A 25,401-nucleotide genomic window follows, 5' to 3' on the forward strand; every position below is an offset into this window, starting at 1 on the left:
AACGCATTCCTTTTCTGCTAGGGATGGTACTTGCCCGACGGCGGGCTTGGCAAGGCAAGAATCACCCGCACCGCCCACGCTCTGGCCAAGGATGGCTTTCAGCGTATTCGGAATGGGACGATCAGAGTGAAAAAATGGCGCTCCCAAGGGGGTTCGAACCCCTGTTACCGACGTGAGAGGCCAGTGTCCTAGACCGCTAGACGATGGGAGCGAGAGCGCAAATTATAAGCCCTTTCGCTTTAAAAGCAAGAAGGGGCCGGTGATCAATCAGCCAGCGTACTGAAGAATCGCCCAGAATTGCAGGGCGGTACCGGCAATGACAAAAACGTGCCAGATGGAATGAAAGTATTTCCAACGATCCAGCACAAAAAAAAGGACCCCCATGGTATAAGCCAGCCCACCAGCGGCCAACCACCATAAAAACCAGCCCGGTGCAGCATCATAGAGTGGCACCGCTGCGAAGAGCGCCAACCAGCCCATGAGAAGATACAGCCAGAGAGAGGCCGACTGAAAGCGCGTCCCGCCCACGGCCAGCAGGGTAATGCCCAGCGCTGCCAAACCCCACTCCAGTACCAGCAGTGCCCAGCCCCACGGATCATGAAGCACCATGAGCGTCACCGGGGTGTAAGTACCCGCAATAAGCAGGTAGATGGCGGAGCGGTCGATCAGCTGAAAGGCGCATTTGAGTCGCCCAGACGGCAGAATGTGATAGATGGTCGAAGCCAGATAGAGCATCAAGATGGTGGCCACAAAGATGCTGACACTGGCTACCGCAAGACGCGTGCTATGGAGACCAGCGCCAGCCAACCATAAGATGAAGACCAACAGAGCGCCCACCGCGCCCGCACCATGCAGCAGGCCGTTGATCCATTCTTCAACGCGGGTTTGACCCCGCACCATACCGACTGAGTCTTCCCCCATCACCTGTCCGCCATTCCGCACTCCCTGCCGGAACAGTTATAACATAACCGCCCGAGCCGTCGCCATGCCAACTCAGGCGCCCATCATGGGTACACGCAGAGGTTCTCCGGGCTGCCCCTCCCCGCGCGGCAGATTATTGGCCAGGCGCAAGGCTTCTACACTCAGTCCGTAACGGCGCGCCACGCTCGCCAGATTTTCCCCTTTGCTCAACACATGCCGTGTCGCCGACCAGGCGCTATGCGCGGGTGGCGCCTTCACGAAATGGGCAACAACCGCATCGTGCAGGGTGCGCGCCAGTACTTGACGAAAATCCGGATCGCGCAAGCGCTGTTCTTCTTCAGGATTAGAAATAAAAGCGGTCTCCACGAGCACGGAGGGCACATCCGGGGCACGCAGCACTACGAAATTAGCATGCTGCACGGTGGCATTATGCAAATCCTCCACCCCGGCCAATCCGCGAATCATGACGTCCGCTGCCGCTGCCGCCGAATTCATGGCGGCCGTCTGGGTCATATTGATGAGCACCTCACTGAGCATCGGATCGTGAATGCCCGACTGCACCCCTCCAAGGAAGGGATCTGCGGCGTTTTGTGTTTTGGCCAACCAGCGGGCTGCCGCATTGCTCGCCCCCGTCTCCGATAACGCCCATACCGTCGAGCCGCATACCGTGCGCTCCGGGAAGGCATCAGCATGGATAGAGACGAAGAGATCGGCACGCTGCTCCAAGCCCAAATGCATGCGGTCCATGAGCGGCACATAGCGATCCGTGTTGCGGGACATGACCAGACGCATTCCAGGGGTGCTGCGGATCAGTTGTGCCAGAGACAGGCCGACATCCAGCACGACATCTTTTTCGCGGGTCCCTTTGGCGCCGATGGCGCCCGGATCATGGCCGCCATGACCAGGATCCAGACAGACCACAATGGGCCGCCCCGCTCCGGCAACCGGCTGCAAACAGGGAGATTCTACTGCGGTCGTCGCGAGCGGCATCAAGTCCAGCACCAAACGATGTGATGCTCCCCCACCAGGACCAAGAGAGAAACTACGCCAGCGCACCGATTCCCGTAAAGGCAAACGCAGAACCAACCCGGCGGAACTTTCATTCATTTCCGCGCCACCTTGCAGGGGACCCAACGCAGGCACTACGGGACGATTCAGCCCGTGCTCTATCCCCGGCAACTCAATATGCAGCACTTCACCCACGCTGCGGATCACCGGCGCAGCCGACAACCGCCGATCCAGATCAAAGACCAGACGCACACCCTGTTGATAGCGGCCCACCCGTAGCGCGCGGAGTTGCGCGGCGGCAGCCATTTCCCAGGTACACAGCAGTGCACCTCCCAGCGCTGCTTGTCGCAGGAACTGCCGCCTTGTGGAACGCTCACCGGGTTTCCCGACCACTGCTCCCCCCTAGTACTCGTTTATAAATATTGAGTCGTGAAGGAGATACCAGGTTATCTCAGACACCCTGCCCAGCCAGCCAGCGCTGCAGTTCCGCTGTCCCCATGGCGCCGCTGACCCGCGCCAGTTCTTTTCCTGCCTTGAAAAGCACCATGGTAGGGATGGAACGAATCTGAAAGCGGCCACCGATTTGCTGTTCGTCTTCGGTATTCACCTTGGCGAAGAGCACACGCCCTCGCATAGCCCGACCGGCCTGCTCAAACTGCGGCGCCATCGTTCGGCAGGGTCCGCACCAGGGGGCCCAGAAATCAACCAGCACCGGCAATTCGTTTTTCTGAATGTAAGTAGAAAAACTGCTGTGGCTGAGATTGACGGGGTGATCAGGGAAAATCCGTGCATGGCATTTGCCGCACTTGGGGTTCTCCTCCAGACGCTCTTTGGGCACCCGATTGATGGCGCCACAGGCAGGACAAAGCAATATCATGGACGTCATAATTCTCCCCGATTCTACAATGAACCGTTATTATCCAGGCTCCCGACTTTCTTCCTGTAACAGGGGATCCAGGGCCCCGCGACGATCCAGGGCGGCGATGTCATCATAACCACCCACATGCTGGCCGTTGATAAATATTTGCGGGACGGACCACCGCCCGTGGGCGAGCCTTTGCATGGTCTGGCGTTGCGTAGGGTCCCGGTCCACCCGAATAATCTCGGGGGTGACCCCCTTGCTGCGCAGAAGCGCTTCGGCCCTGTGGCAATAAGGGCAAACGCCAGTCGCGTACATCCGTACCGCCGCCCTTTTCATAATCACTTCTCTACCGGCAATCCGGCACTCCGCCAGGCGCCGATTCCACCTTTCAGGCTATAAATCTTATCAAAACCGGCTTTTTTCAGGCTGGCCGCGGCACGCGCCGAACGCATACCACTCGCACACTGACAGATAACATGATGGCCGCGATGCTTCTCCAGGTCCTGCATATACTTGGGTAAGTCACCGAGCGGAATGTGCCGGGCACCGGGTAGATGCCCTTGGGACCACTCGCTTTGCTCGCGCACATCAATGATCACGGCATCTTCGTGATTGATCAACTGCACTGCGGCGGCCGGATCCACTTCATGAATACCCGCCATCCCGCGCGTCAACGGCCCCTTAAAAATCATAGCAATCAAAGCGCCTGCACTCAGCAACAACGGCCATTGGGACTCTATAAAAAAAAGAATTTTATGTTCCATGGCTTAGCGTCCGCAGGCCCCGGAACCCGGCACCCCGAGCTGCAGCAGGATGCGGTCCAGTGGGCAAAAGCAGGTGAAACCGCTTTGCAGCAGGTTAAAACCCACAAAAAGGGTGAAGGCCAAAAACCACTCGCTCACAAATATAGGGCTGGCCGGAGCGCCCAATACCACAGTTACCAGCACAAAAAAGCCGGCAACCACCCGCACCCAACGTTCGGTATTCATCTGCAATCAAACTCCTTGTGTCTGTTTTTCCAAATGCCGTTCCCAAAGGAAATAAAGCAGTGGGATCACGATCAGTGTCAGCAGTGTGGAGGCGAAAGTGCCAAAAATCAAGGACACAGCCAGCCCGCCAAAGACCGGATCGGTCACCATGATGGCAGAGCCAAACATGATGGCGAGTGCTGTCAGCAAAATGGGGCGAAAACGCACCGCACCGGCCTGCAACACCGCCTCTTCCAGTGTGTAACCCTGGCGCCGGTAATCGATAATGAAGTCAATCAGCAACAGGGAGTTGCGCACCACGACACCCGCCAGCGCAATGACTCCGATCATGGAAGTGGCATTAAACGGTGTATTTAACAGCCAGTGTCCAGGGAAAACCCCGATCAACGTCATCGGAATAGCGCCCATGACGATCACCGGCATCACGAAAGACTGGTAATAAGCCACCAGCATCAGATAGATAAAGACCAGGGCGACAATAAAAGCAGCGCCGAGATCACGAAATACATCGAGGGTCAGGCGCATGTCACCGCCCCAGAGAATCTGGTAATGGGTAATATCGTCGGGCTGCGCTGGCGAAAAACCCAGATTACCTGTGCTGAGAGGCACACCGTCGATGGTCTTGCCATCCAGCCAGTGATTCAGCGACAACACGGCATAAACTGGGCTGGAACCCATGAGATCTCCGGTCACATACACCACAGGGTGTTGATCACGATCGTAAACCGGCTTGGCCAGCGTCGTCCGCTCAATCTGCGCGATGCTCGCCAGCGGCACCGACTGCCCGTTCCGGCTCTGCACCCGTAAGTCGAGTATCTGCTGACGCCAGGCGCGATCCGCCGGGGGAACGCGGAGAAGGATATCTACCGGTTCGCGGGCATTTTCCACGTGCAGGGCACCCAGTCTGGTACCCGCCACATAATCATGCACCAGCGCGGCCACCTGCGCCGGCGCGACACCAGCGAGCATCGCCTTCTGCTGATCCACATGCAGCAGATACTCAGGCACTGTAGCGGTCACCGAGTCGTCCACATTGATCATGTCATAGTCTTTGCGGAAATACTGTTCGACCATACCCGCCACCTGGCGCAACTTGTCATAGTTTGGTCCGTAGAGCTCGGCCACCACCTGAGCACGTACCGGCGGCCCCGGCGGCACCTCAAACATCTTGATAACGCTACCAGGGAAACGTGCCCGGACCGATTGCAACGCTTTGTAGACTTCCACGGAAACGGTGTGGGACATGGGGCGCTCATCCCGCGGCACCAGGTTGACCTGAATCTGCGCGTAATTACTGCCTTGGCGCATCATATCACCGCGCACCAGCCCGGCGAAATCCACCGGTGCTGAACGCCCCAGATAAGTCTGGAAATTTTCGATATAGCGATTCTGGCTGAGCACGTTACCCACCGCTTCGGTAACCCGCCCGGTTTCATCCAGCGCGGTCCCCGCAGGGGTATCTACCTGAATCATGAAATCACTGACGTTCCCCTCGGGAAGCATTTTCAGATTGACGCCCAGTGCACTGAGGGGTCCATTCATGCCTTGCGGGCGGATGAACTGCCACATCGGCATCAGCATCGCCAGCAAGAGCAGCACAATGACCACGATGAAAAAGACGTTACGGCGCCCCGGAGATTTCAGCAGCGGCTTGAACACCCGAATGTATCCCCACTGCAAAGCGTCCGATCGCGGCTCATGGGCACCTTCCTCACGGCCAGCCTGCTTGGCCGCTTTGCGACGCAGAAAACGATAAGCACCCCAGGGCACCACCGTATAGGCGAGCAACACCGACGCAATCATTGCAATCGGTACAAAAATAGGGATGGGCAACATGAAGGGCCCCATCATTCCGGTCACAAAAGCCATGGGCACGAAGGCGAGAATCACCGCCAGCGTCGCTATATTTGTCGGATTACCAATCTCATTGCTGGCGATGATGATACAGCGGGCAAAATCATCCTTGCCGCAGCCATGCAGATGACGATGGATGTTTTCGATGACGACAATACCGCCGTCCACCAGCAGCCCCAGCGACAAAATGAGCGCAAACAGGGTGATCCGGTTGATCGTCTGCCCGAGCAGCCAGCCGATGCCCAACACGGCGCCCAGGGTGAGCGGCACCGTCAGAATAACGATACCCGCCTCGCGCCATCCGAGAAAAATCATCAGGATGACAGCAACCACTCCGACAGCGATACTGAGGTGCTCAAAGAGCGCACTGACTGCGTCATCGGCACGGGCACCATAATCGCGGGTAATGGAAACATGCACCCCCTCCGGCAGGACCTCCCGCTTCAGACGATCTACTTTCGTCTTGATCGCGTTTGCCACCGTCACGGCATTCGCACCAGGACGCTTGGCGAGGGTGATGGTGACTGCCGGCATGGTCGTACCCGCTGGTACACCGATCCGGTTTGCACGCCCGGCCGTATCACTGGTCGCGATGTTGTTTTCCGCGGCGCCTTCTTCTACCCGGGCCACGTCTTTGAGAAATATCGGTTGCCCATCATGGCTGCCGATAATGAGGTCACCGACACCCCGTGCTGACCCTATCGCCCCATTGATGCGCAGAGGGACTTCCTCGTTGTTCCGCACCAGGTTGCCGCCCGGAAGAATGACATTGCTCCCTTTCAGCGCCTGCTGAATATTTTCCAGGCTGAGACCAGCGCTCGAGAGCTTGGCCGAATTCAGCCAGACATTGATCGCTAGAGGACTACCGCCAATCACCTCAGCGTTCGCCACATCCGGCACACTCTGCAACTGATCCATGAGCCGCACCCCGACCTGACGCAACGCCAAAGGCGTCAACCGGCTGGAGCTCAGGGTCAGCGACATGATCGGAACGTCGTTTATGCCTATGGATTTAACCAGGGGCTGCGCCGTACCGGGGGGCATCTTGTCCATATTCCGGCTGAGCTGGTTGTAGACTTCGAGCAGGCTTTTCTCTTCGTTGGCACCGACCTGAAACTCGACGGTGACCATACCCATGTCATTGACGGCATAACCATAGGTGTGATGGACACCGGGCAAGGACGCCATCAGGGCTTCCAACGGGCGTATCACCAGATGCTGAATTTCCTCGCTGTCAGAGCCGGGCCGCATGATGAAAATTTCGGCAGCGGGTACCACAATTTCAGGATTATACAGGCGCGGGGTGACGAGAATGGCCAAGGCCCCAAACAGGGCAATGGTCACCATGATCAGCACCGTGATCTTGGACTGGTAAAAAGACCGGGCAAGCCGCCCCGCCAGGTTTTGCCGCTGCCCTGGTTCAGCCATGCGTGGCTCCGACTGGCTCAATATGGTCGCCATTATTCACCGCGGCGAGGTTACCCACGACCACCGTCTCACCCGCACTCAGACCGGAAAGAATTTCCACCCCCTCTGGCGTGCTCTGCCCCGGCCGCACCATGCGATAGCGCGCGATGCCATGCGCATCAACAACGAACACACCCGGAATACCAGCCCGATCCAGCAAGGCAGACGCCGGCACCACCATCACTTGCCGCTGGGTAACCGGCACTTCTACACGGACATAGTCACCGGCCTGCAGGGTACTGTCTGCGGGCAAGCCGAGCTTGACCAGGTGGGTATGGGTCACCGCGTCCGCGGCTCCGACCATGTCCAGAACCCTTGCGGAAACGCTTTTCCCATCGGAGATGACAGCGACCTCCTGACCGATGTGGAGACTGCGGTACAGGGTCCCGCTGACACTACACCGGACCTCCAATCGGGAGGTGTCCGCCAAGACCAGGATGGGCTGGCCAGGCGACGCGAGGTCGCCGTTCTGCATGAACTTGCGCGTGATGATTCCGGAGAACGGCGCCGTCACCCGGGCATAACGCAGTTGCGACCGCGCCGTGCTGATACCCGCCCGTGCCGCAGCGGCACGGGCCTGAGCCATGGCATAGGCCGATTTCACCTGATCCCACTGCTTCTCGGGAATGGCCTGCTGAGCATAGAGGGCCTTGAATCGATCATAATTGGAGCGGGCGTTCGTGAGCGCAGATTCGGCCTCGGCCAAGCCAGCCTGCGCCTGCTGCACCTGTCCCAGCACCTCCGTCGGATCGACCTCAAAAAGCAGTTGTCCCGCCTTTACAGCCTGTCCATCACGCACGCTCATGGCGCGAATATAGCCACTCAGACGGGAACTGAGTTGTACCTGCTGATGGGCAGTGACCGTACCCGGAACGTGGGCAAAGGTGGCCATGCTCTGGCTCCCCATCCGCATGACTGGCGCCGTGATTTTACTCGGTACCTGTAGCGCATCCGGGGGCGATTTGCTGCAAGCCGCAAGACTTGCCGAAGAGAATGCCAGAGCGGCGACTAACACGGTCCGCTTCCATGTGTTCATTGGGGGGCTCCTTCTGCGGCGGGCACATGACCCACACTGACGACTTCTTGAGGATTCAGTTTGCCGATGGCCAGCAACAGGGCACCGCGGTCTACCGCCTCCGCATAATAGGCAGAGGCAAGCTCAGCACGCGCCTGATCCAGTTCTGCTTGTCCGTGCAGCAGGCCGGTCACGGTTTCTACACCATTTTCGTAACGCAGACGCACCAAACGTTGCGCCTCGTCCATCTGCTTCACCGCGAGTGCACGCATTTTGACGCGCACCGTGGCCTCCCGGGCACTGCGCCACACCTGCGCCACCTGCAAACGCAGCTTATCCTGCGCCTCCTGCAACGCAGCCATGGCCCGTTCACGCTCAGCCCGGGCGCGGTCCATTCCGCCACCGCGTGCGAAGTCCAGCGCATTCCAGGTCACGTCTCCACCGATGGTATAAGACGGTGCCGCGTTGCCGAGTGTCCTGCCATTCCATTCCTGATTGGCCATGGCGTTAACGTGGGGGAGATAAGCGGCACGGGCGACACGGATACCATCCTGTGCCGCCTTGACCTGGTGACGGAGGGCAGCGATACCGGCGTTCTGGGCCATCGCGTCGCCCTGCAGGCTGGTGAGCGGCGCCGCAGGCAATGTGGGCTGAACGGGGCCAGCTACAGTCAGGGTCTTCCCTTCCGGCCAGCCAATAAGCATGGCGAGATTATCCAGGGCATTGGCCTGGGCATTCCGGGCACTTTCCACAGCCAGTTCAGCTTTTTCCCAATGCACTTCCGCAGAGAGCAGATCGCTCTTTACCAGCACCCCGCGCGCCAGCAGGGATCGACTCGTTTTGACATAAGCTGCGGCCGCCAGTTTGGCTTTATCCGCCACCTCGACACCCGTGTTAGCAGCAATGACACCGTCATAGGCCTGCAAAACGGCGAAAGTCAGCCTCTGGCGTGCCATGACGTCACCACTCTGAGCGGCCTCCAACATGGCTCGCGCCTGACCCAGACGTCCCCGAATTTCCCCGCCATTCCAGATCGGAATCTCCAGTTGCAGTTTGGTGCCGAAATTGTGGTAACTACCCGGTTGATCCAACCCTGTCGGTGCTACACCCAGCGCGTCAGGGTTGAATTGTCCCGCGCCAAAGTCGTTGAAGGTCGCCTGCCGCTGCGATAGCTTCATACCGAAAACGGTCAAGGCGTTGTTCGATTGGCTGGCAGAAAAAGAGGCCGCGAGTTTGGGAAGCAGGTGACCACGCGCTTCGGAGACAGCGCCCTTGGCTTCTGCCTGGCGGGCATGCGCCAGAAGCATCTGCGGATTTTGCTTGAGAGCGAGATCAAGGCACTGATTAAAATCCAAGGCTGCGGCTGGCAGTGAGGCACCGGCGCCCATCAGCAGAACGATTACAACGGCGCGTGTTTTTTTGTGCGGACGAAAGGACATGTTCTTCCTCGCTGCGACAGGCGACACCAATTAAGGAACTGGACGACCTTGCAAAGTGTTCATAGCATTGTTCATAGCATTTGATGACATGGATTCATTGTAGATGACACAATAACCCCACGTACGACTGGTGAATCAGTCCCTGCGAATCCATGGCAAGGCGGCGCCAACATCAGCATATTATTATATACAACAGTTGGGGCATTCAAGCCTTTTTTGCCGGAATGCCCCAAGAACCATGCCGCGAATTGCCTGAAACTAAGTCTCGGCGCTTACCGGACGCTGCAAAAGACGTCACTCATCATGGCAATCAAACGTAGGGTACGGGGATCACCCACGCGGTAATAGACTTTGTTGGCGTCTTTACGAGCGCGGAGAATGTCTTTTTCACGCAATATAGCGAGATGCTGAGAGATGTTGCTCTGGGTGGTACCAACGGCGGCTACGATATCCTGTACACTCATTTCTTCTGAGCCCAATACGCATAAAACCTTGAGACGCAACGGATGCGCCATAGCTTTCAGGGAACGGGAGGCCTGTTCAATATCCTCTTCCCGGGTTGGTAACTGATCCATAATCATGCCTCTTAGTATATTATTGACTTTGTTTATAAACCGGAAATCGCAGTGCTTGCGGTCACCTTGCCTTTTTTAGTACTTCCGCATAGAATCCGCCACATGCGGGTGTAGTTCAATGGTAGAACCTGAGCTTCCCAAGCTCATGGCGTGGGTTCGATTCCCATCACCCGCTCCATTTTAAAACAAGGGCTTAGGCTAACGCTTAGGCCTTTTTTTCGGTCCAGAGAACCGCCAAAGTACCGACTTACTCATCATCAGTGATTGAGAATAACCCTATATGGGTATTTTAGGAACCCCGCGCGCGCCACAGTGCATATTTTAGAACAATGGCCGCTCCAGCGTTGCCAAAAGATCATCTACCCGTTTGCGCAGCACGTCAGGCATATGAATGGGACGGCCCCATTCTCTGGCCGTCTCGCCAGGCAATTTGTTGGTGGCATCCATGCCCACTTTTCCGCCCAGCCCGGCAACCGGCGAAGCGAAGTCGAGATAATCTATGGGCGTATTTTCGATGAGGGTCATGTCACGCACCGGGTCCATCCGGGTCGTCATCGCCCAGATCACGTCCTCCCAGCGGCGCACATTGATGTCTTCATCCACCACGATGATGAACTTGGTGTACATAAATTGTCGCAAAAATCCCCAGATACCGAACATGATTCTTTTGGCATGACCGGGATAACTTTTACGAATACTGACGACGGCCAAGCGGTAAGAGCAACCTTCCGGCGGCAAATAAAAATCGACGATTTCCGGGAACTGTTTTTGCAGCAAGGGCACAAAAACTTCGTTGAGAGCCGCGCCGAGTATGGCGGGCTCATCGGGCGGGCGGCCCGTGTAAGTGCTGTGGTAGATAGGGTTTTCACGGTGACTGATAGCCTCTACGGTGAACACCGGAAAGCGCTCGGTCTCGTTGTAGTAGCCCGTGTGATCTCCGAAAGGCCCTTCCACCGCCATATCATCGGGATAAATATGCCCTTCCAGCACAATCTCAGCACGCGCGGGCACCTGTAGCGGGACGCTCAATGCGTTGGCGAGCTCGGTACGTCCGCCGCGCAGCAGGCCGGCGAACTGATGCTCGGAAATGGTGTCGGGAATAGGGATAACCGCAGCCAGGATGGTAGCCGGATCGGCACCATAGGCCACGGCAACGGGGAATGGCTCGCCGGGGTGTACTTTCTGAAACTCGCGCAGGTCTTGAGCGCCGCCCCGGTGCGCCAGCCAGCGCATGATCACCCGGTTACGACCGATGACCTGTTGCCGGTAGATACCCATGTTGGCCCGCCGCTTGTGCGGCCCCTTGGTGATGGTCAGGCCCCAGGTCATCAGTGGGGCCGCATCCTCGGGCCAGCAGGTCTGCACCGGAAGGGCGGCGAGGTCGACCGCTTCTCCGCGCTGGACAATTTCCTGACAGGGTGGGCGGCTCAGGGTCGTCGGCGCCATGTAGAGGACCTTACGCAGCGTGGGCAATTTCTCCCAGAGGTCGCGCCAACCGCGGGGCGGATCGGGCTCCTTGAGATAGGCCAGTAATTGACCGATCTGCCGGAGATCAGCCAGCGATTCGCCCCCCATCCCCAGCGCCACCCGCTCCGTCGTTCCGAAGAGATTGCCCAGCACCGGCATGTCATAGCCCACAGGCTGGGTAAACAAAATGGCGGGGCCAGCTGCACGCAAGGTGCGATCGCAAATTTCCGTCATCTCCAACTCGGGCGAAACGGGCAAGTTCAGTCGGCGCAATAAATCACGCCTTTCAAGATCGGCCACGAAGGCCCGCAGATCACGGTAGCTCATGCGGTTATTGTAAACATAGGCACGCTAATTTGTCCCGCTGTCCGGATCCTCGCGGGCGACCACAAAGGCACTGTCATCAATGGCCAGAGTTGAAGTCGCACGCAGATCGATGGCCTCGTGGCCACTGATGTATTCATCGGCAAGCATAGTCAGGCATGCCACCTCGTCGTCGGTCACCGGCGCAAAGCCGGAAAAACCGATATCCTGTAACAACACCTGTCCACGCGCTTCCTGATCCATCTGGCAGAGCAGCTGAGTAAGCAGCTCCTGCTGCGGCAACAATCGCGGACCAATACAAAAGGCATGAAAAGCGAAAGCGTCATCGGAACGATCAATAATATGCAGTCGATCGCGGATCAGGCCACTCGCACCGACATACACTTCGTCAAACAGAAAACCCACATCGGCCTGCCCTTGTAGTATGGCCTTGAGTACGCCCTGATAACTGCCGGTGAACACAAATTCCAGGCGCGCCCGATCAATATCTGCTTTATCCAGCAGAAACAGGCCTACCATGTGAATCAGCGTGGCCGGGTGGGCGGAGGCGACGCGGATCCGCGTCGGCAAATCCGCAACGGTCTGTATCGGCATAGCCGCCGAAGTGCATAGATACACCTCATCAAAATGATTACGCGGTTTGGCAATAGGCACAAAATCCAGTTTCTGAACGTACTGCACCCAATCAAAGGGGTTTGCATAAACCAGATCGTATTGATTGGCGAGAACCGCCGCACGACAGGCATCAAAACCATCATAGGGCTGAAAATGCATCACCTGCCCGAGATGACGCTGTAGATAGGTATTCATCAAAAACCACCCCGGAAGATTTTTCCCGGAATAGTTTGGATCTACCGTAAAGTTCAGGGTGGACTCCCCTGCTGTGTTAGAGGACGGCATATTTCAAGGCCCTCAGATATTAAAATCCACCGGTATCTCACCGAGAATGTTGAGATGAATATTAAACGGCGTCATGTATTTCATGGCCGTCATCATAGATCCCTTGAATTTGAGCCGTCGAGTCATCAATGCCGATTTTCCGCTAATCTCCCCGGACAGAATTTTTTTCCAGTGGTCCATATTCGTCCACATGATGAAGTCGCGGCGCCTCCCGTCAGAAGGTCCGGCATAGATGACTTTCCCCGCCTTGCAGAACAGCATGACATGCGGGATGTCCGGGCGATCTTCAATGTAATACTCCCAGGTGGCATTGAAGTTTTTTAGATCTTTCTGGATTTCCGGGTGCGTGTCCCACTGTTTGCCCACCAGACGAATCCACTCCGCACTCATAAATTTTGCTGCCATAATCAGAGCCCTCGCCCTCAATATCTTGATTATCAAGCCCAACAAGAACACCATCATTTTAATATACTGTTATATATCAACCATGAGATGGCTTCCATTGTATCCCTATTTAGTCGCTATTGGGATTTTCGCCAGTGGCTAACAGATGCTGGAGAATAATACCGGACAACACCACCCCGAAGAGCGCAGGCATAAAGGAAATGGTGCCATTAACCGTTTTGGCCCTTCCACCCGGACTGGGCACTTCTGCCGGAGGGGCTGCCGGGCGCGGTGATTCATCTGAAAAGACCGTTTGCACGTCGAGGGACGCGCCATTCTTACGCAGCAGGGCACGTAACTCACGGGCCAGCGGGCATTTTTCCGTCTGGTTGAGCCTGGCGACGCGAACCCGGCGGGGGTCAAGACGGTTGCCCGCCCCCATGCTGGAAATGACGGGTAAACCCAGGGTCTGCGCCGTCTGGATAAGGATCGCTTTGCAGGCGATGGCATCAATGCAATCCGCAACCACTTCAGCACCGCTGCCCGTCAGTAGGCTTTGGGCGTTGTCCGTGTTGATAAACTCCTGACGGGTTTGGAGCAGGCAATCGGGATGAATATCACGAATCCGTGCGGCCATCACCGCCACCTTGGGCTGATCCAGCGTGGAATGCAGGGCGACGAGTTGACGATTGATGTTGGAAATACTGACCACATCGTGGTCAATGAGGGTGATATGCCCCACCCCGGCACGGGCAAGGTTTTCTGCGACATAGCCTCCGACCCCACCGACGCCGGCAATGAGCACATGGCGATCACGCAGGGTCGCAACAGCAGGTGCACCTAGCAGAATCTCGGTGCGGGCAAAAGGATGAGGCATTATGGCGCGTCCTGAATATGAAATAAGGTAAGGGCATTTTGCGCAGTGACCTGCGCGATTTCCTGAGCTGGAGTATGCCGCAACTGTGCCAGGCTGGCGATAATTTCGCTGAGATACGCGGGTTCATTGCGGGTACCGGGGTGCGCATGGGGTGTTTGCCACGGCGCGTCCGTCTCTACCAGCAGGGATTCCGCGGGAAGCATGGCCGCCGTCGCCCGTAGACGCTGGGCGCGCGGGTGCGTGAGCGCACCACCCAACCCCAACAAAAATCCCATATCTATCAATCGCTGTGCTTGTACGAGACTACCGGAGAAGCTGTGTAGCACGCCACGCAAACCAGAAAAGCGACGCAGCGTCAGGATCACCTCTTCCAGGCTCCGCCGGGCATGGAGAATGACCGGCAGTCCCAATTGCTGTGCCATGGCGAGTTGAGTCGCGAAACCGTCCCGCTGGCGGGCAATGTCAGGAGCCCCATCGCCAGCATCGAGCCCGATTTCTCCCAGAGCGACCGCCTGGGTCAGGAGGGTAGCCAAGGTCGCTTCCCATTGGTCATCCCGATCATCCAGATAGAGGGGATGCACACCATAGGCCGGGTAAAGTCCGGGGTGACGGCGGCAGCCTTCCTTGAGCCGGCCCCAGTACTTCGGGGTAGAGGCCGGGACGATGATTTTGCAGACACCCGCCGTTTCTGCGCGGCGCAGAACCGCATCACGATCATCGTCGTAGGCGGCATCATCCAGGTGACAATGACTGTCTATCAGACCATGCACAGGCAACTCCGCGACATTTTCAGCGCTGGCAGTTAAGAGGAGACGCCCGGCAATTTTACGGTAACAAAAATCTCGGGTAAACGTGCATGCCATGCCGGAGTAACCGGTTCAGCACTTGCTGAACAGGGCATCTTGGTCTTAAATGGCCGCATATGGAGACCGCGCGGGAGAAATCATGCGTACGATGACGGCAGACCTGGCCATTCTGGGTAATGGTCCAGTGGCGCGCAGTCTGATTCTCGCGCTGGCGGGCAGCCCGCTGCGCGTGTTGATGCTGGATACCCATCCCCTGGCGCAGGCGAGGCCGCGGCTGACAGACCGCACTATCGCGCTGGCCTTGGGTAGTCGGCGCCTGCTCAGCCGGTTGGGGGTAGCCATGCCTCTGGCGGATGCCGCCGCTATCCAGACCGTGCAGATCACCCAGCAAGGCATCAGTGGGCAGGTGCGCCTGGAACACAGCCTGCTGAACGCGCCGGAACAAAGACTAGGGGAAGTCGCTGGTCTGGAGACCTTAAATGATGCCCTGGCCGTGCCGCTGGCGCTTTGTCACACCCTTCAGCAGGAATCACCGGGGCCGTTGCAGGCCCTGCAATGGTTTCCGGACCGGGTGCAACTGGACTGGCCTGATTTGCGGGTCGAGACGGCGCTGGCGGTGATTGCCGATGGCGGCCATGGCGAACTGACACGCCTGGCCAGTCTGCGGCGCATGGGCTGGGACCATAACCGCCATGCCATCATCGCCACAGTGACCCCACGGCAGCCCCTGCCCGGCATCGCCTTCGAGCATTTTCTGGAGAGCGGACCGCTGGCTTTCCTGCCTATCGGCAACAACCAGTTCTCCATTGTCTGGAGCCTGCGCCCCGGCGATGCCAGCCGTGTACTGGACCTGTCTGATGCAGAGTTTGTGGAGGCCCTGAACCGTCAGAGGCCGCCGCAGCTGCCGCCACTCGTCAGGACTGGCCCGCGCAGTGCCTATCCCCTGTTTTTCCAGCGGCTCTGGGCCGAGCCCAGTCAGCGTTTGGCCTTGGTAGGTAATGCCGCACAAACACTGCATCCTCTGGCCGGACAGGGTTATAACCTGGGATTGCGGGATGTGCTGACTCTGGGCGCCCTGCTGCGGGAAGCAGCACAGCGCGGCGATGATCCGGGGAATACATCGCTACTCAGCGACTATGCCCGCATCCGTCGCCGTGACCGGCTGGAGACCGTCGCCTTTACTGAAACGATGAACCGTCTGTTCAGCAGCCCGCGTCTGCCACTGCGCCTGGCACGGGCCGCGGCTCTGACACTGCTGGATCAGATACCACTGGGGAAGCGGGAACTCGCGGCGCGCCTGGCTGGCATTCATCTCCCGGCGCAAAGCGCCATCCCGGATTTGGCTGTGGGCGGAACCTATGTCGGATAGTAACCACTACGATCTCCTCATTTCTGGCGCCGGCATGGTCGGTGCCAGCCTCGCCCTGGCAGCCCAGCAGGCGGGGTTGCGCGTTGCGGTGTTTGAAAAACGCAGCGCCGCGGTATGCGCGCTGGCGGATCCCCTTGATCGCGCCAGTTTAATCGCTACCGGGTCCGAGCGTTTTCTGGCCCCCCTGGGCATTGATCTCACGCTATTGGGCAGTGCCGTGGAACGCATGCGGGTCTGGGATGCGGAAGGTTCCGGTAGTATTCATCTGGACGCCGAAGAAGGTGGAGAAGACCGGCTCGGGCACATTGTCGAGAATCGACGGCTGGAACAAGCCCTGCACGCTGCGCTGGAAGACGCCGGGCTACACATTCACCATGGACGGGAAATCACTAGCGCCTTTGCCGACAGCAAAGGCATGTACGCCACCGATGCCTCGGGGATGGAGTTCCGCGGCACCCTGCTGGCCATTGCGGAGGGCCGGCAATCGCCTTTGCGCAAAACGCTCATTCAGGCACCGATCTTCCGGGAAGATTATGGGCAGGACGCCATTACCGCCACGGTCTGGATTGAAAAACCACATCGCCACATCGCCTATCAGCGCTTCCTCCCCACCGGCCCGTTGGCGGTATTGCCCTTTAACGACGATGCCGATGGTAAAGCCCGCGCCTCCATCGTCTGGAGTGCAAAACATGCCCGTGCGCGGCATCTGATGACCTTGGATGACGCCCAGTTTCTCCGCGAACTGCATCAGGCGTTCGGGCCACAACTGGGACATTTCCAACACATCGGACGACGCAGCAGTTATCCGCTCTCGGGACTGCACAGCAGCCGTTACATCGGGGAACGTAGCGTGTTGCTGGGGGATACCGCCCACGGCGTCCATCCGCTAGCGGGCCTGGGGGTGAACCTGGGATTCCGGGATGCCGAACAACTGATGAAGGTCATTACCGCTGCCCGCCAACACCATGAGGATTGGGGCGAAGCCACCACACTGCGTCGCTATCAAAGTGCGCGGCGGCCTGATAATCTCGTCACCGTACTGGCTTGCGGCGCCCTCAGTCATCTGTTTTCCAACCGCAGTCGTGGTCTTGCCCAACTGCGCGACTTGGGAATGCTGGGGACGGGGGCGGTCACTCCGGTCAAACGTTTTCTCATCCGTCAGGCCATGGGCCTTTAAGGAGACTGTAGATGCAACACCGTATTGCTGACGATATCGCCGCCGCCATTGGCGACACCATCGCCCGTTTAGGGACGGTCAAGGAAGATGTGGACAAGCAGGCGCGCGCCATGCTTTCCAATGCGCTGGATCGCCTGGATCTCGTCACTCGTGATGAATTTGATGTGCAGCACGAACTGCTCTCCCGCCTCGCCGCGCGGGTCGCCGTGCTGGAAGATCGCGTCGACGCCCTGGCACCCAAGGCTACTGTAGACGAAGACGCCAGCAAGGACTGAGCGTTGCCGCTGGCGATAGTCCATAGCCGTGCCCTTACCGGGGTACAGGCGGCGGGCGTCACCGTGGAATGCGATCTGGGTCCCGGTCTGCCCACCTTCGCCGTCGTCGGCCTCGCCGAAACGGCGGTCAAGGAAGCCCGGGACCGGGTGCGCTCGGCCATTCAAAACAGTGGCTTTGAGTTTCCGGCACGGCGTATGGTCGTCAATCTGGCCCCCGCCGATCTGCCGAAAGAGGGTGGCCGCTTCGACCTGCCCATGGCCATAGGTATTCTCGCCGCCAGCGGACAACTTCCTGCGGCCGCACTGGAAAAACTGGAGATGATTGGCGAATTGGCGCTGGACGGCAGCCTGCGTCCGGTGACGGGCACGCTCTCCAGCACACTGGCAGCGGGACAAGCCCATCGTGCCATTCTGGTGCCGCAAGGCAATGCCCAGGAAGCCGCTTTCGCCCAAAACACTCCGGTTTTTGCCTGCGCGAATCTGGCAGAGGCCATCGCCCACCTGCGCGGCACGGAGCGCCTGCCTGAGGTCATCTCCGATGCGGAGGCCCAGGAATCCGCCATTCCTTACCCCGATCTGCGTGACGTACGCGGTCAGGAATCAACCAAGCGGGCGCTGATTGTCGCAGCGGTAGGCGGCCATCACCTGCTCTTGTCCGGTCCGCCGGGCACCGGCAAAAGCATGCTGGCGGCGCGGCTGCCTGGCCTGCTGCCCCCTCTGCGCCGCAGTGAGGCGCTGGAAGTGGCCGCTATCCACAGCCTGCAAGGAGGCGGCTTCGATATTCGTCATTGGGGTAGGCGCCCGTTCCGTAGCCCCCACCATAGTGCCTCGTCAGCGGCGCTGGTAGGCGGGGGTTCGCACCCGCGTCCCGGCGAAATCAGCCTGGCGCACCACGGTATTCTTTTTCTGGACGAAATGCCCGAGTTCCCCCGTGCGGTATTGGAAGTGCTGCGGGAGCCGCTGGAGTCTGGAGAAATCCATATCGCCAGGGCGGCGCGGCGGGCCACTTTCCCGGCCCGTTTTCAATTGGTCGCGGCGATGAATCCCTGTCCCTGCGGCCATCTCGGTGATCCGCAGCAGATGTGCCGCTGTACCCCGGCACAGGTCAGCCAATACCGTAGCCGGCTCTCCGGCCCACTGCTGGACCGCATCGACATCCAGATGGAAGTGCCCGCGCTGCCGGTGAGCGCCTTACAAGAGGCGGCACAGGGCGAAAGTTCTGCCTACTGGCGCGAACGCATAGCTCAGGCCGTTGATCGCCAGTGGCAGCGCCAGCAGGTGCGCAACGCACAACTTCAGGGCGAACTGCTGGATCAGTGTTGCGCCCTGGATGCGGTGAGCACCCGCCTGCTCAGCCGCGCCACCGAGACCCTGCACCTCTCCGCGCGAGGCTACCATCGGGTGCTGCGCGTCGCCCGCAGTATCGCGGATCTGGAAGGGCGTGATTCGATCAATACCCAGCATCTGGCGGAAGCCATCCAGTATCGGCGCCTGGCGCAGACACTGGCCCAATAATCTATTATCGACCCTTACCCTAGTCCTTATGGGTACCCGTATGCCGCCCCACCGCAGAACTCGCCGATGACGGCAATGCCGTCTCGATACGGGCTATATCTGCCATCCGGGAGAAATACACCGCCGCACGTTGCGGATTTTTGGCGACGCCTAAGCCCTTTTCATAAACCAGGCCGAGGTCAAAGTTCGCTCGGGCGCAACCGAGGCGAGCCGCCAGACGGTACCAGTGCAGCGTCTCCGGCCAGCCTTTTACGACCGTGCTTTCCTGACGAGTAATCAGTGGAGAATAAAGGGTACCGAGGTAGAAGGCGGCCTGGGCATCCGGCGCTGATGCGGCCTGCCGCAAACGCGCCAGCGCGGCGGGGTTCTGTTCGGCCTGATTACGCAGGGATTCCAGATCTTGTGCCATGGCCGCAAGAGGCAACAGGCCAGCTATCAACGAGAGTGTCGCACGTAGAAGCACTTCTTCTCCTCCGGTTCATCAAAGGCACTATGATCCCGCATGCTCCCGGGTAGCGTGGAATACGACCTGCGGCCAGCGCTCCATGGTAAGGTCCAGATTAACGCGGGAGGGCGCCAGGTAGGCGAGCCGATTCCCCGCATCTTCGGCGAGCTGTTCCTCATGCTTGCGGGTAAATTCGGCGAGTATTTTGGGATCATCACACTGAATCCAGCGCGCCGCCTGCACCGCCGCCGGATCAAAGATCGCGTCGACGGCATATTCGGTTTTCAACCGTTCCGCCACCACATCAAATTGCAGTACGCCCACCGCACCCAGAATCATATCTCCGCCTTGCAGTGGTTTGAAGACTTGGGTAGCCCCCTCTTCCGCCAGCTGTTGCAGCCCTTTTTGCAGTTGCTTGGTCTTGAGCGGGTTACGCAGACGCACCCGGCGAAACAGTTCCGGCGCAAAGTAGGGAATCCCGGTGAACTGCAATGCCTCACCTTGACTGAAACTATCACCGATCTGAATACTGCCGTGATTATGCAGGCCGATGATGTCGCCGGCGAAGGCCTCCTCCACCAACTCCCGCTCCTGGGCAAGGAAGATAATCGGATTATGCACCTGAATATCCCGACCCAGGCGCAGATGTTTGATCTTCATGCCCCGCTGAAAGTGGCCGGAGCAGACCCGGAGAAAGGCCACCCGATCGCGATGCTGGGGATCCATATTGGCCTGAATCTTGAACACGAAACCGCTGAAAGCCTCTTCTTCCGGCCGCACTGTCCGCCCCGTGGTGGGACGGGGGCGGGGCGAAGGCGCCCAGTCGATAAGGGCACCCAGCAATTCCCGCACCCCGAAGTTATTGATGGCCGAGCCAAAAAATACTGGCGTCTGCTGCCCCTCCAAAAAATCCTCCAGAGAAAAAGGATGGGAGGCACCACGCAGCAATTCTACCTGTTCCCGCAATTCAGCCATTTCATCCGGAAAGCGCCGGTCCAGCTCCGGGTTATTGATCCCGGCAATACGCTCCACCGTTTGCTCCCGGGTTTCCTCACCAGCGGTGAAGACCAGCACCTCGTCGCGCAGCAGGTGATAGACGCCGCGAAAACGCTTACCCATCCCAATAGGCCAAGTGACGGGCGCGCACCGGATACCCAGCACCGACTCTACCTCATCCAGCAACTCCGTCGGATCGCGGCTTTCGCGGTCGAACTTGTTCATGAAAGTGATGATGGGGGTATCGCGCAGACGACAAACCTCCAACAGCTTGATGGTCTGCGCCTCAACACCATTGCCGCCATCAATCACCATCAGCGCCGAATCCACAGCGGTCAGTACCCGGTAAGTATCTTCGGAAAAGTCCTGATGCCCCGGTGTGTCCAGCAAATTGATGACATGCTCGTCATATTCAAACTGCATGACCGAACTGGCGACGGAAATACCGCGACTCTTTTCAATGGCCATCCAGTCGCTGGTGGCGTGACGATTGCTTTTGCGCGCTTTGACCGTCCCCGCCAACTGAATCGCGCCCCCGAAGAGCAGGAGCTTTTCAGTCAGCGTCGTCTTGCCGGCGTCGGGATGGGAAATGATGGCAAAGGTACGGCGACGCTGAATGGCATCAATAAACGCGCCGACCGGGGCCTCCGCAACAGGGGATAACGACATAAACGATTAACCTTCTCTGAGTTGATTTACGGACGGCAGTAACGACAGGGACAAGACCAGCGCATCCTCCCGTCCCTCCGCGTTGCAATAATAATTCAAACGCACCCCGATTTCATGGAAACCCTGGGAACGGTACAGGTCCTGCGCGCCGAGATTGGACACCCGCACTTCGAGAAAGGCCCTTTGCGCACCCAGTTGCCCGGCCCGGCCCAGGAGATGTTGCAGCATGCACCGCCCGAAACCGCGCCGACGCAGGGTGGGCGCCACACCAAGATTAAGGATATGTGCCTCGGCGGCTCCCGTGGACAAGACCCCAAAGGCCACCAGCGCACCCGCATCATCCTCCATAATCCAGGCATCATAACCCGCTTGCATGCAGTCACGGAAAATATTCCGCGTCCAGGGTCCCGGTGAAATGTGCGATTCCAGCGTCGCCACCGCATCCAAATCCCCTACCTGCATGGGACGCAGATTCATTTTTGTTTCTCCTCCGGCAGGGAGGGACGGATATAGTGCGGCTCCAGCAGTGCCGGGATGATACCTCGATCTCCCGCCTGGTAGCGCGCCTGCGCAAGGCGTAATACGGCCTCGGCCCGCGGAAAACTATCGCCACTCCAGCCGAGGATGCTGGGACCCTGCCAGTGGGCATGGTAGGCCTGCCAGCCAGTACCGAGCCCCCACCATTGACCCTCCGCTGGCCAGGCCACGGCATCGGGAGCACCAACTTTCTCCGCGCCTTGCAGTTGGGGTATGCCCCGCATATCCTGACGGAATATTCCGGCGTAGACCTCCCCTTTGCGGGCGTCCAGGGCCGCCAGCACCTGCGGTTGGGATACCGTCGCCGCCAGTGCCTGCAGGCTGGAGACCGGATAGACTGGCAGCCCGCATGCCATAGCCAGTGCCTGCGCCGTACTCACGCCAATACGCACCCCAGTGAAGCCCCCCGGCCCCACCCCGCAAGCAATGGCCCCTATATCGGCGAGGGTCATGCCGGCGCGATCCAGCACTCGCTGAATCATGGGGAGCAGCAACTGGCTGTGGGCATTAGCCGCCACGACAAACTCTTCAAGCACCCCCGCCGGGGTGCTGACCGCCACTGAGCAGGCCTCAGTGGCGGTATCCATAGCCAGGAAACGCAGCAGCCCCATCAAGCCTCACTTCGCCAGAATGCATGGACCGCGTCGAGGCTGGAAACGCGCCGCATGGGCGGCAGACTGTCGAGGAATATCCGTCCATAGCCCTTGCTGCGCAGACGCGGGTCACAGAGCATCAGCACGCCACGATCCGTCTCCGAGCGAATCAGCCGCCCTACGCCCTGGCGCAAGGCAATCACCGCCTGCGGGATCTGTAGCTCACGGAAGGGTTCACCGCCCGCCGCCTGGCACTGCTCCGTGCGAGCCCGCAGAATCGGGTCCGAGGGATTGGCGAAAGGCAGCTTGTCGATAATGACACAGGAGAGGGCCTCACCCTGCACGTCTACGCCCTCCCAAAAGCTGGCCGCGCCCAGCAGCACCGCATTACCCAGGCTACGAAAACGGTCTAGAAGACGGGGCCGCGGCATGCTCCCCTGCACCAGAATAGGGAAGGACAGCCGCTGCGGCAGGGATGCCGCCGCCTCCTGCAAGGCCCGGTGACTGGTGAAGAGGACAAAAGTCCGTCCGCCGCTCGCCTCGATGACCGGCGCCGCGGCTTCCAGACAGGCCTGGGTGTATGTGGGATGATTGGGCTCCGGCATCGCGGGCGGCAGGTAAAGTAGGGATTGCCGCGCATAATCAAAGGGAGAGGCGGCTGTAAAAGTGCTGGCTGCCGTCAAACCCAGAGCACGCTCGGTGCTGGCGAAACTATCGCCTACCCGCAAAGTCGCACTGGTGAGCACCACGCTTTCCATCGGCTCCAGCAGATGCCGCTGCAACGGTGCTGCCACATCCAGCGGGGTGGCGTGGAGCTGCACCGTACGTGCTTTCTTTTCGTGCCAGAACACCATATTCGGGGTGTTTTGCGCGGTAAAAAAATCCACCGTCGCCAGCAGCGCTGCCCCCCGCGCCGCACATTGCTCCAAGCCCTTGCCACGTGCCGCAGCCGCAGTCAGGGCCTGGGTCAGATCCACCACGGCCTGACGCAAACGGGCAAAGGCAGCGCTTTGCGCGCTATCCGGGTTCAAGGTCCAGGACCCGCGCTCCTCACCCGGACCCAAGGCCGTCCGCCATGCCGTCGTCTGGATTTCCACTTGCGCGGCCGCTGCCAGCAGCCGCGCATCGTCCCCTGCCTCGGCCAGGGTTTCGGCCCGGCTGTCCCGCCCCCAATCCCAGAGCTGATGACTGCTTAAGTGCTGACCAAAGTAGCGCCCGGCCAAATCCAGCATCTGATGGGCCTCATCCAGCACCATGGCCTCGACCCGCGGCAACAAGTCCCCCATACCGTTGGCCTTCAGCGCCAAATCTGAAAAAAGCAGATGGTGATTCACCACCAGAATCTCCGCTTCCTGCGCCTGGCGCCGCGCTTCAATAACATGGCAGCGCCCATACTCGGGGCAATCGCTGCCGAGGCAGTTGTCCCGGGTCGAGGTCACCAGGGGCCAGACCGGCGAATCCTCGGGTACCGAGGTCAGCTCGCCAACATCCCCCTCCCGGGTCTGTCCGGCCCAGTCCGCCACCCTCGCCAGGGGTACAGCCAGAGCGGGCGCCACCCCCTCAGCGCTGAAGCGTTGCAAACGATGCCGACAAAGATAATTAGCCCGCCCCTTGAGACGGCTCACCCGTAGCGGCCTTCCCGTCGCCCGCAACAGTAACGGGATGTCTTTCTCCAGTATTTGATCCTGCAGCGCCTTGCTGCCGGTAGAAACCAGCACCTTGCGTCCGGAAAGCATAGCGGGCAGGAGATAAGCGAAGGTTTTACCCGTGCCCGTCCCCGCCTCGATCAGCGCCACCCCCCCGTCGTGCAGGGTATGAGCGACCTGCGCGGCCATGGCCTGTTGCTGCTCCCGCGCCCGGAATTGCGGCAACACCCGCGCCAATGCGCCAGCCTCGCCCAACAACACAGACCAGTCCTGGCTCTCCCCAGTCACGCCCGACACCTCATCGCTGCTCCCGTTTTATCGTCAGTCCTGCTATTTTTACACAAATTGCGGGGGAAGAGGGCATTCATGTATAAACGGCGAGCGCGCATCCTGTTCTGGCATCCGACCGATCCGGCGAAGGCCCGCTATGCCGCCACATTGGCTGAAGCCTTGGGTGCTGACTGGCTGGAGGCGAGGGCAAATGAAACCGACGACGATTGGCCCGATCTCCTCATCGCCCTCGGCTGCGACGCCGTGCCAGACACCCCCCGCGCGACACATACCCAATGCAAATACTGGCCCCTGGCTCAGAACCTCTGGGAGGATGCCGTTCACAAACGCATCCTCGGCATCATCGGCGGTCTGCGTTTGCTCGCCCGCATGGACCAGAGTGGGGCACCCGGCGCTGCGGCCACGCCTTTTGACAAAGCACCCAAGCTGAACTAAACCTCTAAAAGTTGATCACAATACATGCGCCATAGAAATGCATTATAGACAAGCGCAATCATTTACCGACAGAACGCGCTGCCTATTGACTTCAAAAAGGAGAGCACTATGGAAGTCATCCATAAAGACGAGCAAGGTATCACCATCCGCTTCGACAAAAAGGACCTTGCCAAAATAGTCGAACCCATCGTTAGAGATGCCGAAAGCTTTGCCAAGGACACCTTGGATATTGTCTACCTGCTGGCCGAGCAAGACTACCGAACAGATGATCACTTCAAACAACCACCCCATGTTTTTGACTAAAGGACGGCATCCATGCAAATTCGCGAAGAGAAGGAGCAGAGCGTAGAAGTTATTCTGACCGCCCATGAGGCGGTGCGAATCGCCAGCAACATCCTGGAGAACCAAAAAGCGGCTGGTCCAGGAGCGGTGGCACTGGCCGAACTGCTCCAGAAGGAAGGCTTCATGGCCACCCAACCTCAGGCACCCGATCGTTACGAGTGGAAGACGCCGGATGATATGGAGCACAACGCCTAGGCACCCATATGCGTCGCGGCGCATCTGC

27 protein-coding genes and 2 tRNA genes are annotated in these 25,401 nt (G+C 59.1%); 8 read left to right on the forward strand and 21 right to left on the reverse strand.

Annotated elements, in window-relative coordinates:
* Positions 1 to 135 precede the first annotated feature (135 nt).
* From M0P56_RS06840 to M0P56_RS06890, 11 genes are all read right to left on the reverse strand, one after another.
* Positions 136 to 211 (reverse strand) — tRNA-Glu (locus M0P56_RS06840).
* 56 nt (positions 212 to 267) lie between these two features.
* Positions 268 to 921: a hemolysin III family protein gene (locus M0P56_RS06845; RefSeq protein ID WP_291509307.1), complete on the reverse strand. Its 654-nt coding sequence runs from the start codon at positions 919 to 921 to the stop codon at positions 268 to 270.
* 72 nt (positions 922 to 993) lie between these two features.
* Positions 994 to 2,322 (reverse strand): N-acetylmuramoyl-L-alanine amidase, encoded by a 1,329-nt coding sequence (locus M0P56_RS06850; protein ID WP_291509308.1) that lies wholly within the window; start codon positions 2,320 to 2,322, stop codon positions 994 to 996.
* Between the two features lie 58 nt (positions 2,323 to 2,380).
* On the reverse strand, positions 2,381 to 2,815 hold the full coding sequence (gene trxC, locus M0P56_RS06855; RefSeq protein WP_291509309.1) for a thioredoxin TrxC: 435 nt from the start codon (positions 2,813 to 2,815) through the stop codon (positions 2,381 to 2,383).
* Between the two features lie 30 nt (positions 2,816 to 2,845).
* Positions 2,846 to 3,127 (reverse strand): glutaredoxin 3, encoded by a 282-nt coding sequence (gene grxC / locus M0P56_RS06860; protein ID WP_291509310.1) that lies wholly within the window; start codon positions 3,125 to 3,127, stop codon positions 2,846 to 2,848.
* Positions 3,128 to 3,129: 2 nt separating this feature from the next.
* Positions 3,130 to 3,555: a rhodanese-like domain-containing protein gene (locus M0P56_RS06865; protein ID WP_291509311.1), complete on the reverse strand. Its 426-nt coding sequence runs from the start codon at positions 3,553 to 3,555 to the stop codon at positions 3,130 to 3,132.
* A 3-nt stretch (positions 3,556 to 3,558) separates the two neighbouring features.
* Positions 3,559 to 3,780, reverse strand: a complete 222-nt coding sequence (locus tag M0P56_RS06870) for a DUF2892 domain-containing protein (protein ID WP_291509312.1) — start codon at positions 3,778 to 3,780, stop codon at positions 3,559 to 3,561.
* A 6-nt stretch (positions 3,781 to 3,786) separates the two neighbouring features.
* On the reverse strand, positions 3,787 to 7,062 hold the full coding sequence (locus M0P56_RS06875; RefSeq protein ID WP_291509313.1) for an efflux RND transporter permease subunit: 3,276 nt from the start codon (positions 7,060 to 7,062) through the stop codon (positions 3,787 to 3,789).
* The gene (locus M0P56_RS06880) at positions 7,055 to 8,137 is read right to left on the reverse strand and encodes an efflux RND transporter periplasmic adaptor subunit (protein WP_291509314.1); all 1,083 of its coding nucleotides are present in this window, start codon (positions 8,135 to 8,137) and stop codon (positions 7,055 to 7,057) included. Before M0P56_RS06880 ends, M0P56_RS06875 begins: the two co-directional genes overlap by 8 nt.
* Entirely contained in the window at positions 8,134 to 9,555 is a 1,422-nt protein-coding gene (locus tag M0P56_RS06885) for a TolC family protein (RefSeq protein WP_291509315.1), read from the reverse strand. Before M0P56_RS06885 ends, M0P56_RS06880 begins: the two co-directional genes overlap by 4 nt.
* A gap of 272 nt (positions 9,556 to 9,827) precedes the next feature.
* Positions 9,828 to 10,130, reverse strand: a complete 303-nt coding sequence (locus M0P56_RS06890) for a helix-turn-helix transcriptional regulator (protein ID WP_291509316.1) — start codon at positions 10,128 to 10,130, stop codon at positions 9,828 to 9,830.
* A gap of 104 nt (positions 10,131 to 10,234) precedes the next feature.
* On the opposite strand from M0P56_RS06890, the gene M0P56_RS06895 reads away from it, so the two are divergent.
* Positions 10,235 to 10,308, forward strand: a tRNA-Gly gene (locus tag M0P56_RS06895).
* Between the two features lie 143 nt (positions 10,309 to 10,451).
* Here the strand turns inward: M0P56_RS06895 and ubiD are convergent.
* The 5 genes from ubiD to M0P56_RS06920 all read right to left on the reverse strand — a co-directional run bounded on the left by ubiD (position 10,452) and on the right by M0P56_RS06920 (position 14,852).
* A complete protein-coding gene (gene ubiD, locus M0P56_RS06900) occupies positions 10,452 to 11,924 on the reverse strand; it encodes a 4-hydroxy-3-polyprenylbenzoate decarboxylase (RefSeq protein ID WP_291509317.1) in 1,473 nt (490 codons plus the stop codon).
* Positions 11,925 to 11,948: 24 nt separating this feature from the next.
* Positions 11,949 to 12,821: a phosphate/phosphite/phosphonate ABC transporter substrate-binding protein gene (locus tag M0P56_RS06905; protein ID WP_291509318.1), complete on the reverse strand. Its 873-nt coding sequence runs from the start codon at positions 12,819 to 12,821 to the stop codon at positions 11,949 to 11,951.
* A gap of 12 nt (positions 12,822 to 12,833) precedes the next feature.
* Positions 12,834 to 13,226: an SCP2 sterol-binding domain-containing protein gene (locus M0P56_RS06910; RefSeq protein WP_291509319.1), complete on the reverse strand. Its 393-nt coding sequence runs from the start codon at positions 13,224 to 13,226 to the stop codon at positions 12,834 to 12,836.
* Between the two features lie 109 nt (positions 13,227 to 13,335).
* Entirely contained in the window at positions 13,336 to 14,082 is a 747-nt protein-coding gene (locus M0P56_RS06915; RefSeq protein WP_291509320.1) for a tRNA threonylcarbamoyladenosine dehydratase, read from the reverse strand.
* A complete protein-coding gene (locus tag M0P56_RS06920) occupies positions 14,082 to 14,852 on the reverse strand; it encodes a TatD family hydrolase (RefSeq protein ID WP_291509321.1) in 771 nt (256 codons plus the stop codon). Before M0P56_RS06920 ends, M0P56_RS06915 begins: the two co-directional genes overlap by 1 nt.
* Positions 14,853 to 15,027: 175 nt before the next feature.
* Between M0P56_RS06920 and M0P56_RS06925 the strand changes: the two genes are divergently transcribed.
* From M0P56_RS06925 to M0P56_RS06940, 4 genes are read left to right on the forward strand one after another with little or no spacing between them, the layout of a single operon-like run.
* Positions 15,028 to 16,257, forward strand: a complete 1,230-nt coding sequence (locus M0P56_RS06925) for an FAD-dependent monooxygenase (protein ID WP_291509322.1) — start codon at positions 15,028 to 15,030, stop codon at positions 16,255 to 16,257.
* Positions 16,247 to 17,434, forward strand: a complete 1,188-nt coding sequence (locus M0P56_RS06930) for an FAD-dependent monooxygenase (protein ID WP_291509323.1) — start codon at positions 16,247 to 16,249, stop codon at positions 17,432 to 17,434. Before M0P56_RS06925 ends, M0P56_RS06930 begins: the two co-directional genes overlap by 11 nt.
* Positions 17,435 to 17,445: 11 nt before the next feature.
* A complete protein-coding gene (locus tag M0P56_RS06935; RefSeq protein ID WP_291509324.1) occupies positions 17,446 to 17,709 on the forward strand; it encodes an accessory factor UbiK family protein in 264 nt (87 codons plus the stop codon).
* Positions 17,710 to 17,712: 3 nt separating this feature from the next.
* Positions 17,713 to 19,224: a YifB family Mg chelatase-like AAA ATPase gene (locus M0P56_RS06940; protein WP_291509325.1), complete on the forward strand. Its 1,512-nt coding sequence runs from the start codon at positions 17,713 to 17,715 to the stop codon at positions 19,222 to 19,224.
* A gap of 19 nt (positions 19,225 to 19,243) precedes the next feature.
* On the opposite strand, the gene M0P56_RS06945 is transcribed toward M0P56_RS06940, so the two are convergent.
* Genes M0P56_RS06945 through M0P56_RS06965 form a run of 5 tightly spaced genes read right to left on the reverse strand, consistent with a single transcriptional unit; the run spans position 19,244 to position 24,398 of the window.
* Complete coding sequence (locus tag M0P56_RS06945) at positions 19,244 to 19,687, reverse strand: sel1 repeat family protein (protein WP_291509326.1); 444 nt, start codon at positions 19,685 to 19,687, stop codon at positions 19,244 to 19,246.
* Between the two features lie 27 nt (positions 19,688 to 19,714).
* Positions 19,715 to 21,334, reverse strand: a complete 1,620-nt coding sequence (locus tag M0P56_RS06950; RefSeq protein WP_291509327.1) for a peptide chain release factor 3 — start codon at positions 21,332 to 21,334, stop codon at positions 19,715 to 19,717.
* A gap of 6 nt (positions 21,335 to 21,340) precedes the next feature.
* Positions 21,341 to 21,811 (reverse strand): ribosomal protein S18-alanine N-acetyltransferase, encoded by a 471-nt coding sequence (gene rimI / locus M0P56_RS06955; protein WP_291509328.1) that lies wholly within the window; start codon positions 21,809 to 21,811, stop codon positions 21,341 to 21,343.
* Positions 21,808 to 22,482, reverse strand: a complete 675-nt coding sequence (gene tsaB / locus M0P56_RS06960) for a tRNA (adenosine(37)-N6)-threonylcarbamoyltransferase complex dimerization subunit type 1 TsaB (RefSeq protein ID WP_291509329.1) — start codon at positions 22,480 to 22,482, stop codon at positions 21,808 to 21,810. Before tsaB ends, rimI begins: the two co-directional genes overlap by 4 nt.
* On the reverse strand, positions 22,482 to 24,398 hold the full coding sequence (locus M0P56_RS06965) for an ATP-dependent DNA helicase (protein WP_291509330.1): 1,917 nt from the start codon (positions 24,396 to 24,398) through the stop codon (positions 22,482 to 22,484). Before M0P56_RS06965 ends, tsaB begins: the two co-directional genes overlap by 1 nt.
* 78 nt (positions 24,399 to 24,476) lie before the next feature.
* Between M0P56_RS06965 and M0P56_RS06970 the strand changes: the two genes are divergently transcribed.
* From M0P56_RS06970 to M0P56_RS06980, 3 genes are all read left to right on the forward strand, one after another.
* A complete protein-coding gene (locus M0P56_RS06970; protein WP_291509331.1) occupies positions 24,477 to 24,836 on the forward strand; it encodes a hypothetical protein in 360 nt (119 codons plus the stop codon).
* A gap of 108 nt (positions 24,837 to 24,944) precedes the next feature.
* Positions 24,945 to 25,139, forward strand: coding sequence for a hypothetical protein (locus M0P56_RS06975; protein ID WP_291509332.1), 195 nt, complete (start codon positions 24,945 to 24,947; stop codon positions 25,137 to 25,139).
* A gap of 12 nt (positions 25,140 to 25,151) precedes the next feature.
* Positions 25,152 to 25,373, forward strand: coding sequence for a hypothetical protein (locus M0P56_RS06980; RefSeq protein ID WP_291509333.1), 222 nt, complete (start codon positions 25,152 to 25,154; stop codon positions 25,371 to 25,373).
* Positions 25,374 to 25,401: the final 28 nt, after the last annotated feature.

This window comes from Acidithiobacillus sp. (genome assembly GCF_023229925.1).
GTDB lineage: Bacteria > Pseudomonadota > Gammaproteobacteria > Acidithiobacillales > Acidithiobacillaceae > Acidithiobacillus.

Bases quoted from the DNA above. Each gene is read 5' to 3' on its own strand.
- M0P56_RS06845 (WP_291509307.1), bottom strand. From the start codon at position 921: ATGGGGGAAGACTCAGTCGGTATGGTGCGGGGTCAAACCCGCGTTGAA.
- trxC (WP_291509309.1), bottom strand. From the start codon at position 2,815: ATGACGTCCATGATATTGCTTTGTCCTGCCTGTGGCGCCATCAATCGG.
- grxC (WP_291509310.1), bottom strand. From the start codon at position 3,127: ATGAAAAGGGCGGCGGTACGGATGTACGCGACTGGCGTTTGCCCTTAT.
- M0P56_RS06865 (WP_291509311.1), bottom strand. From the start codon at position 3,555: ATGGAACATAAAATTCTTTTTTTTATAGAGTCCCAATGGCCGTTGTTG.
- M0P56_RS06870 (WP_291509312.1), bottom strand. From the start codon at position 3,780: ATGAATACCGAACGTTGGGTGCGGGTGGTTGCCGGCTTTTTTGTGCTG.
- M0P56_RS06875 (WP_291509313.1), bottom strand. From the start codon at position 7,062: ATGGCTGAACCAGGGCAGCGGCAAAACCTGGCGGGGCGGCTTGCCCGG.
- M0P56_RS06880 (WP_291509314.1), bottom strand. From the start codon at position 8,137: ATGAACACATGGAAGCGGACCGTGTTAGTCGCCGCTCTGGCATTCTCT.
- M0P56_RS06885 (WP_291509315.1), bottom strand. From the start codon at position 9,555: ATGTCCTTTCGTCCGCACAAAAAAACACGCGCCGTTGTAATCGTTCTG.
- M0P56_RS06890 (WP_291509316.1), bottom strand. From the start codon at position 10,130: ATGGATCAGTTACCAACCCGGGAAGAGGATATTGAACAGGCCTCCCGT.
- ubiD (WP_291509317.1), bottom strand. From the start codon at position 11,924: ATGAGCTACCGTGATCTGCGGGCCTTCGTGGCCGATCTTGAAAGGCGT.
- M0P56_RS06905 (WP_291509318.1), bottom strand. From the start codon at position 12,821: ATGCCGTCCTCTAACACAGCAGGGGAGTCCACCCTGAACTTTACGGTA.
- M0P56_RS06910 (WP_291509319.1), bottom strand. From the start codon at position 13,226: ATGGCAGCAAAATTTATGAGTGCGGAGTGGATTCGTCTGGTGGGCAAA.
- M0P56_RS06915 (WP_291509320.1), bottom strand. From the start codon at position 14,082: ATGCCTCATCCTTTTGCCCGCACCGAGATTCTGCTAGGTGCACCTGCT.
- M0P56_RS06925 (WP_291509322.1), top strand. From the start codon at position 15,028: ATGCGTACGATGACGGCAGACCTGGCCATTCTGGGTAATGGTCCAGTG.
- M0P56_RS06930 (WP_291509323.1), top strand. From the start codon at position 16,247: ATGTCGGATAGTAACCACTACGATCTCCTCATTTCTGGCGCCGGCATG.
- M0P56_RS06935 (WP_291509324.1), top strand. From the start codon at position 17,446: ATGCAACACCGTATTGCTGACGATATCGCCGCCGCCATTGGCGACACC.
- M0P56_RS06950 (WP_291509327.1), bottom strand. From the start codon at position 21,334: ATGTCGTTATCCCCTGTTGCGGAGGCCCCGGTCGGCGCGTTTATTGAT.
- rimI (WP_291509328.1), bottom strand. From the start codon at position 21,811: ATGAATCTGCGTCCCATGCAGGTAGGGGATTTGGATGCGGTGGCGACG.
- tsaB (WP_291509329.1), bottom strand. From the start codon at position 22,482: ATGGGGCTGCTGCGTTTCCTGGCTATGGATACCGCCACTGAGGCCTGC.
- M0P56_RS06970 (WP_291509331.1), top strand. From the start codon at position 24,477: ATGTATAAACGGCGAGCGCGCATCCTGTTCTGGCATCCGACCGATCCG.
- M0P56_RS06975 (WP_291509332.1), top strand. From the start codon at position 24,945: ATGGAAGTCATCCATAAAGACGAGCAAGGTATCACCATCCGCTTCGAC.
- M0P56_RS06980 (WP_291509333.1), top strand. From the start codon at position 25,152: ATGCAAATTCGCGAAGAGAAGGAGCAGAGCGTAGAAGTTATTCTGACC.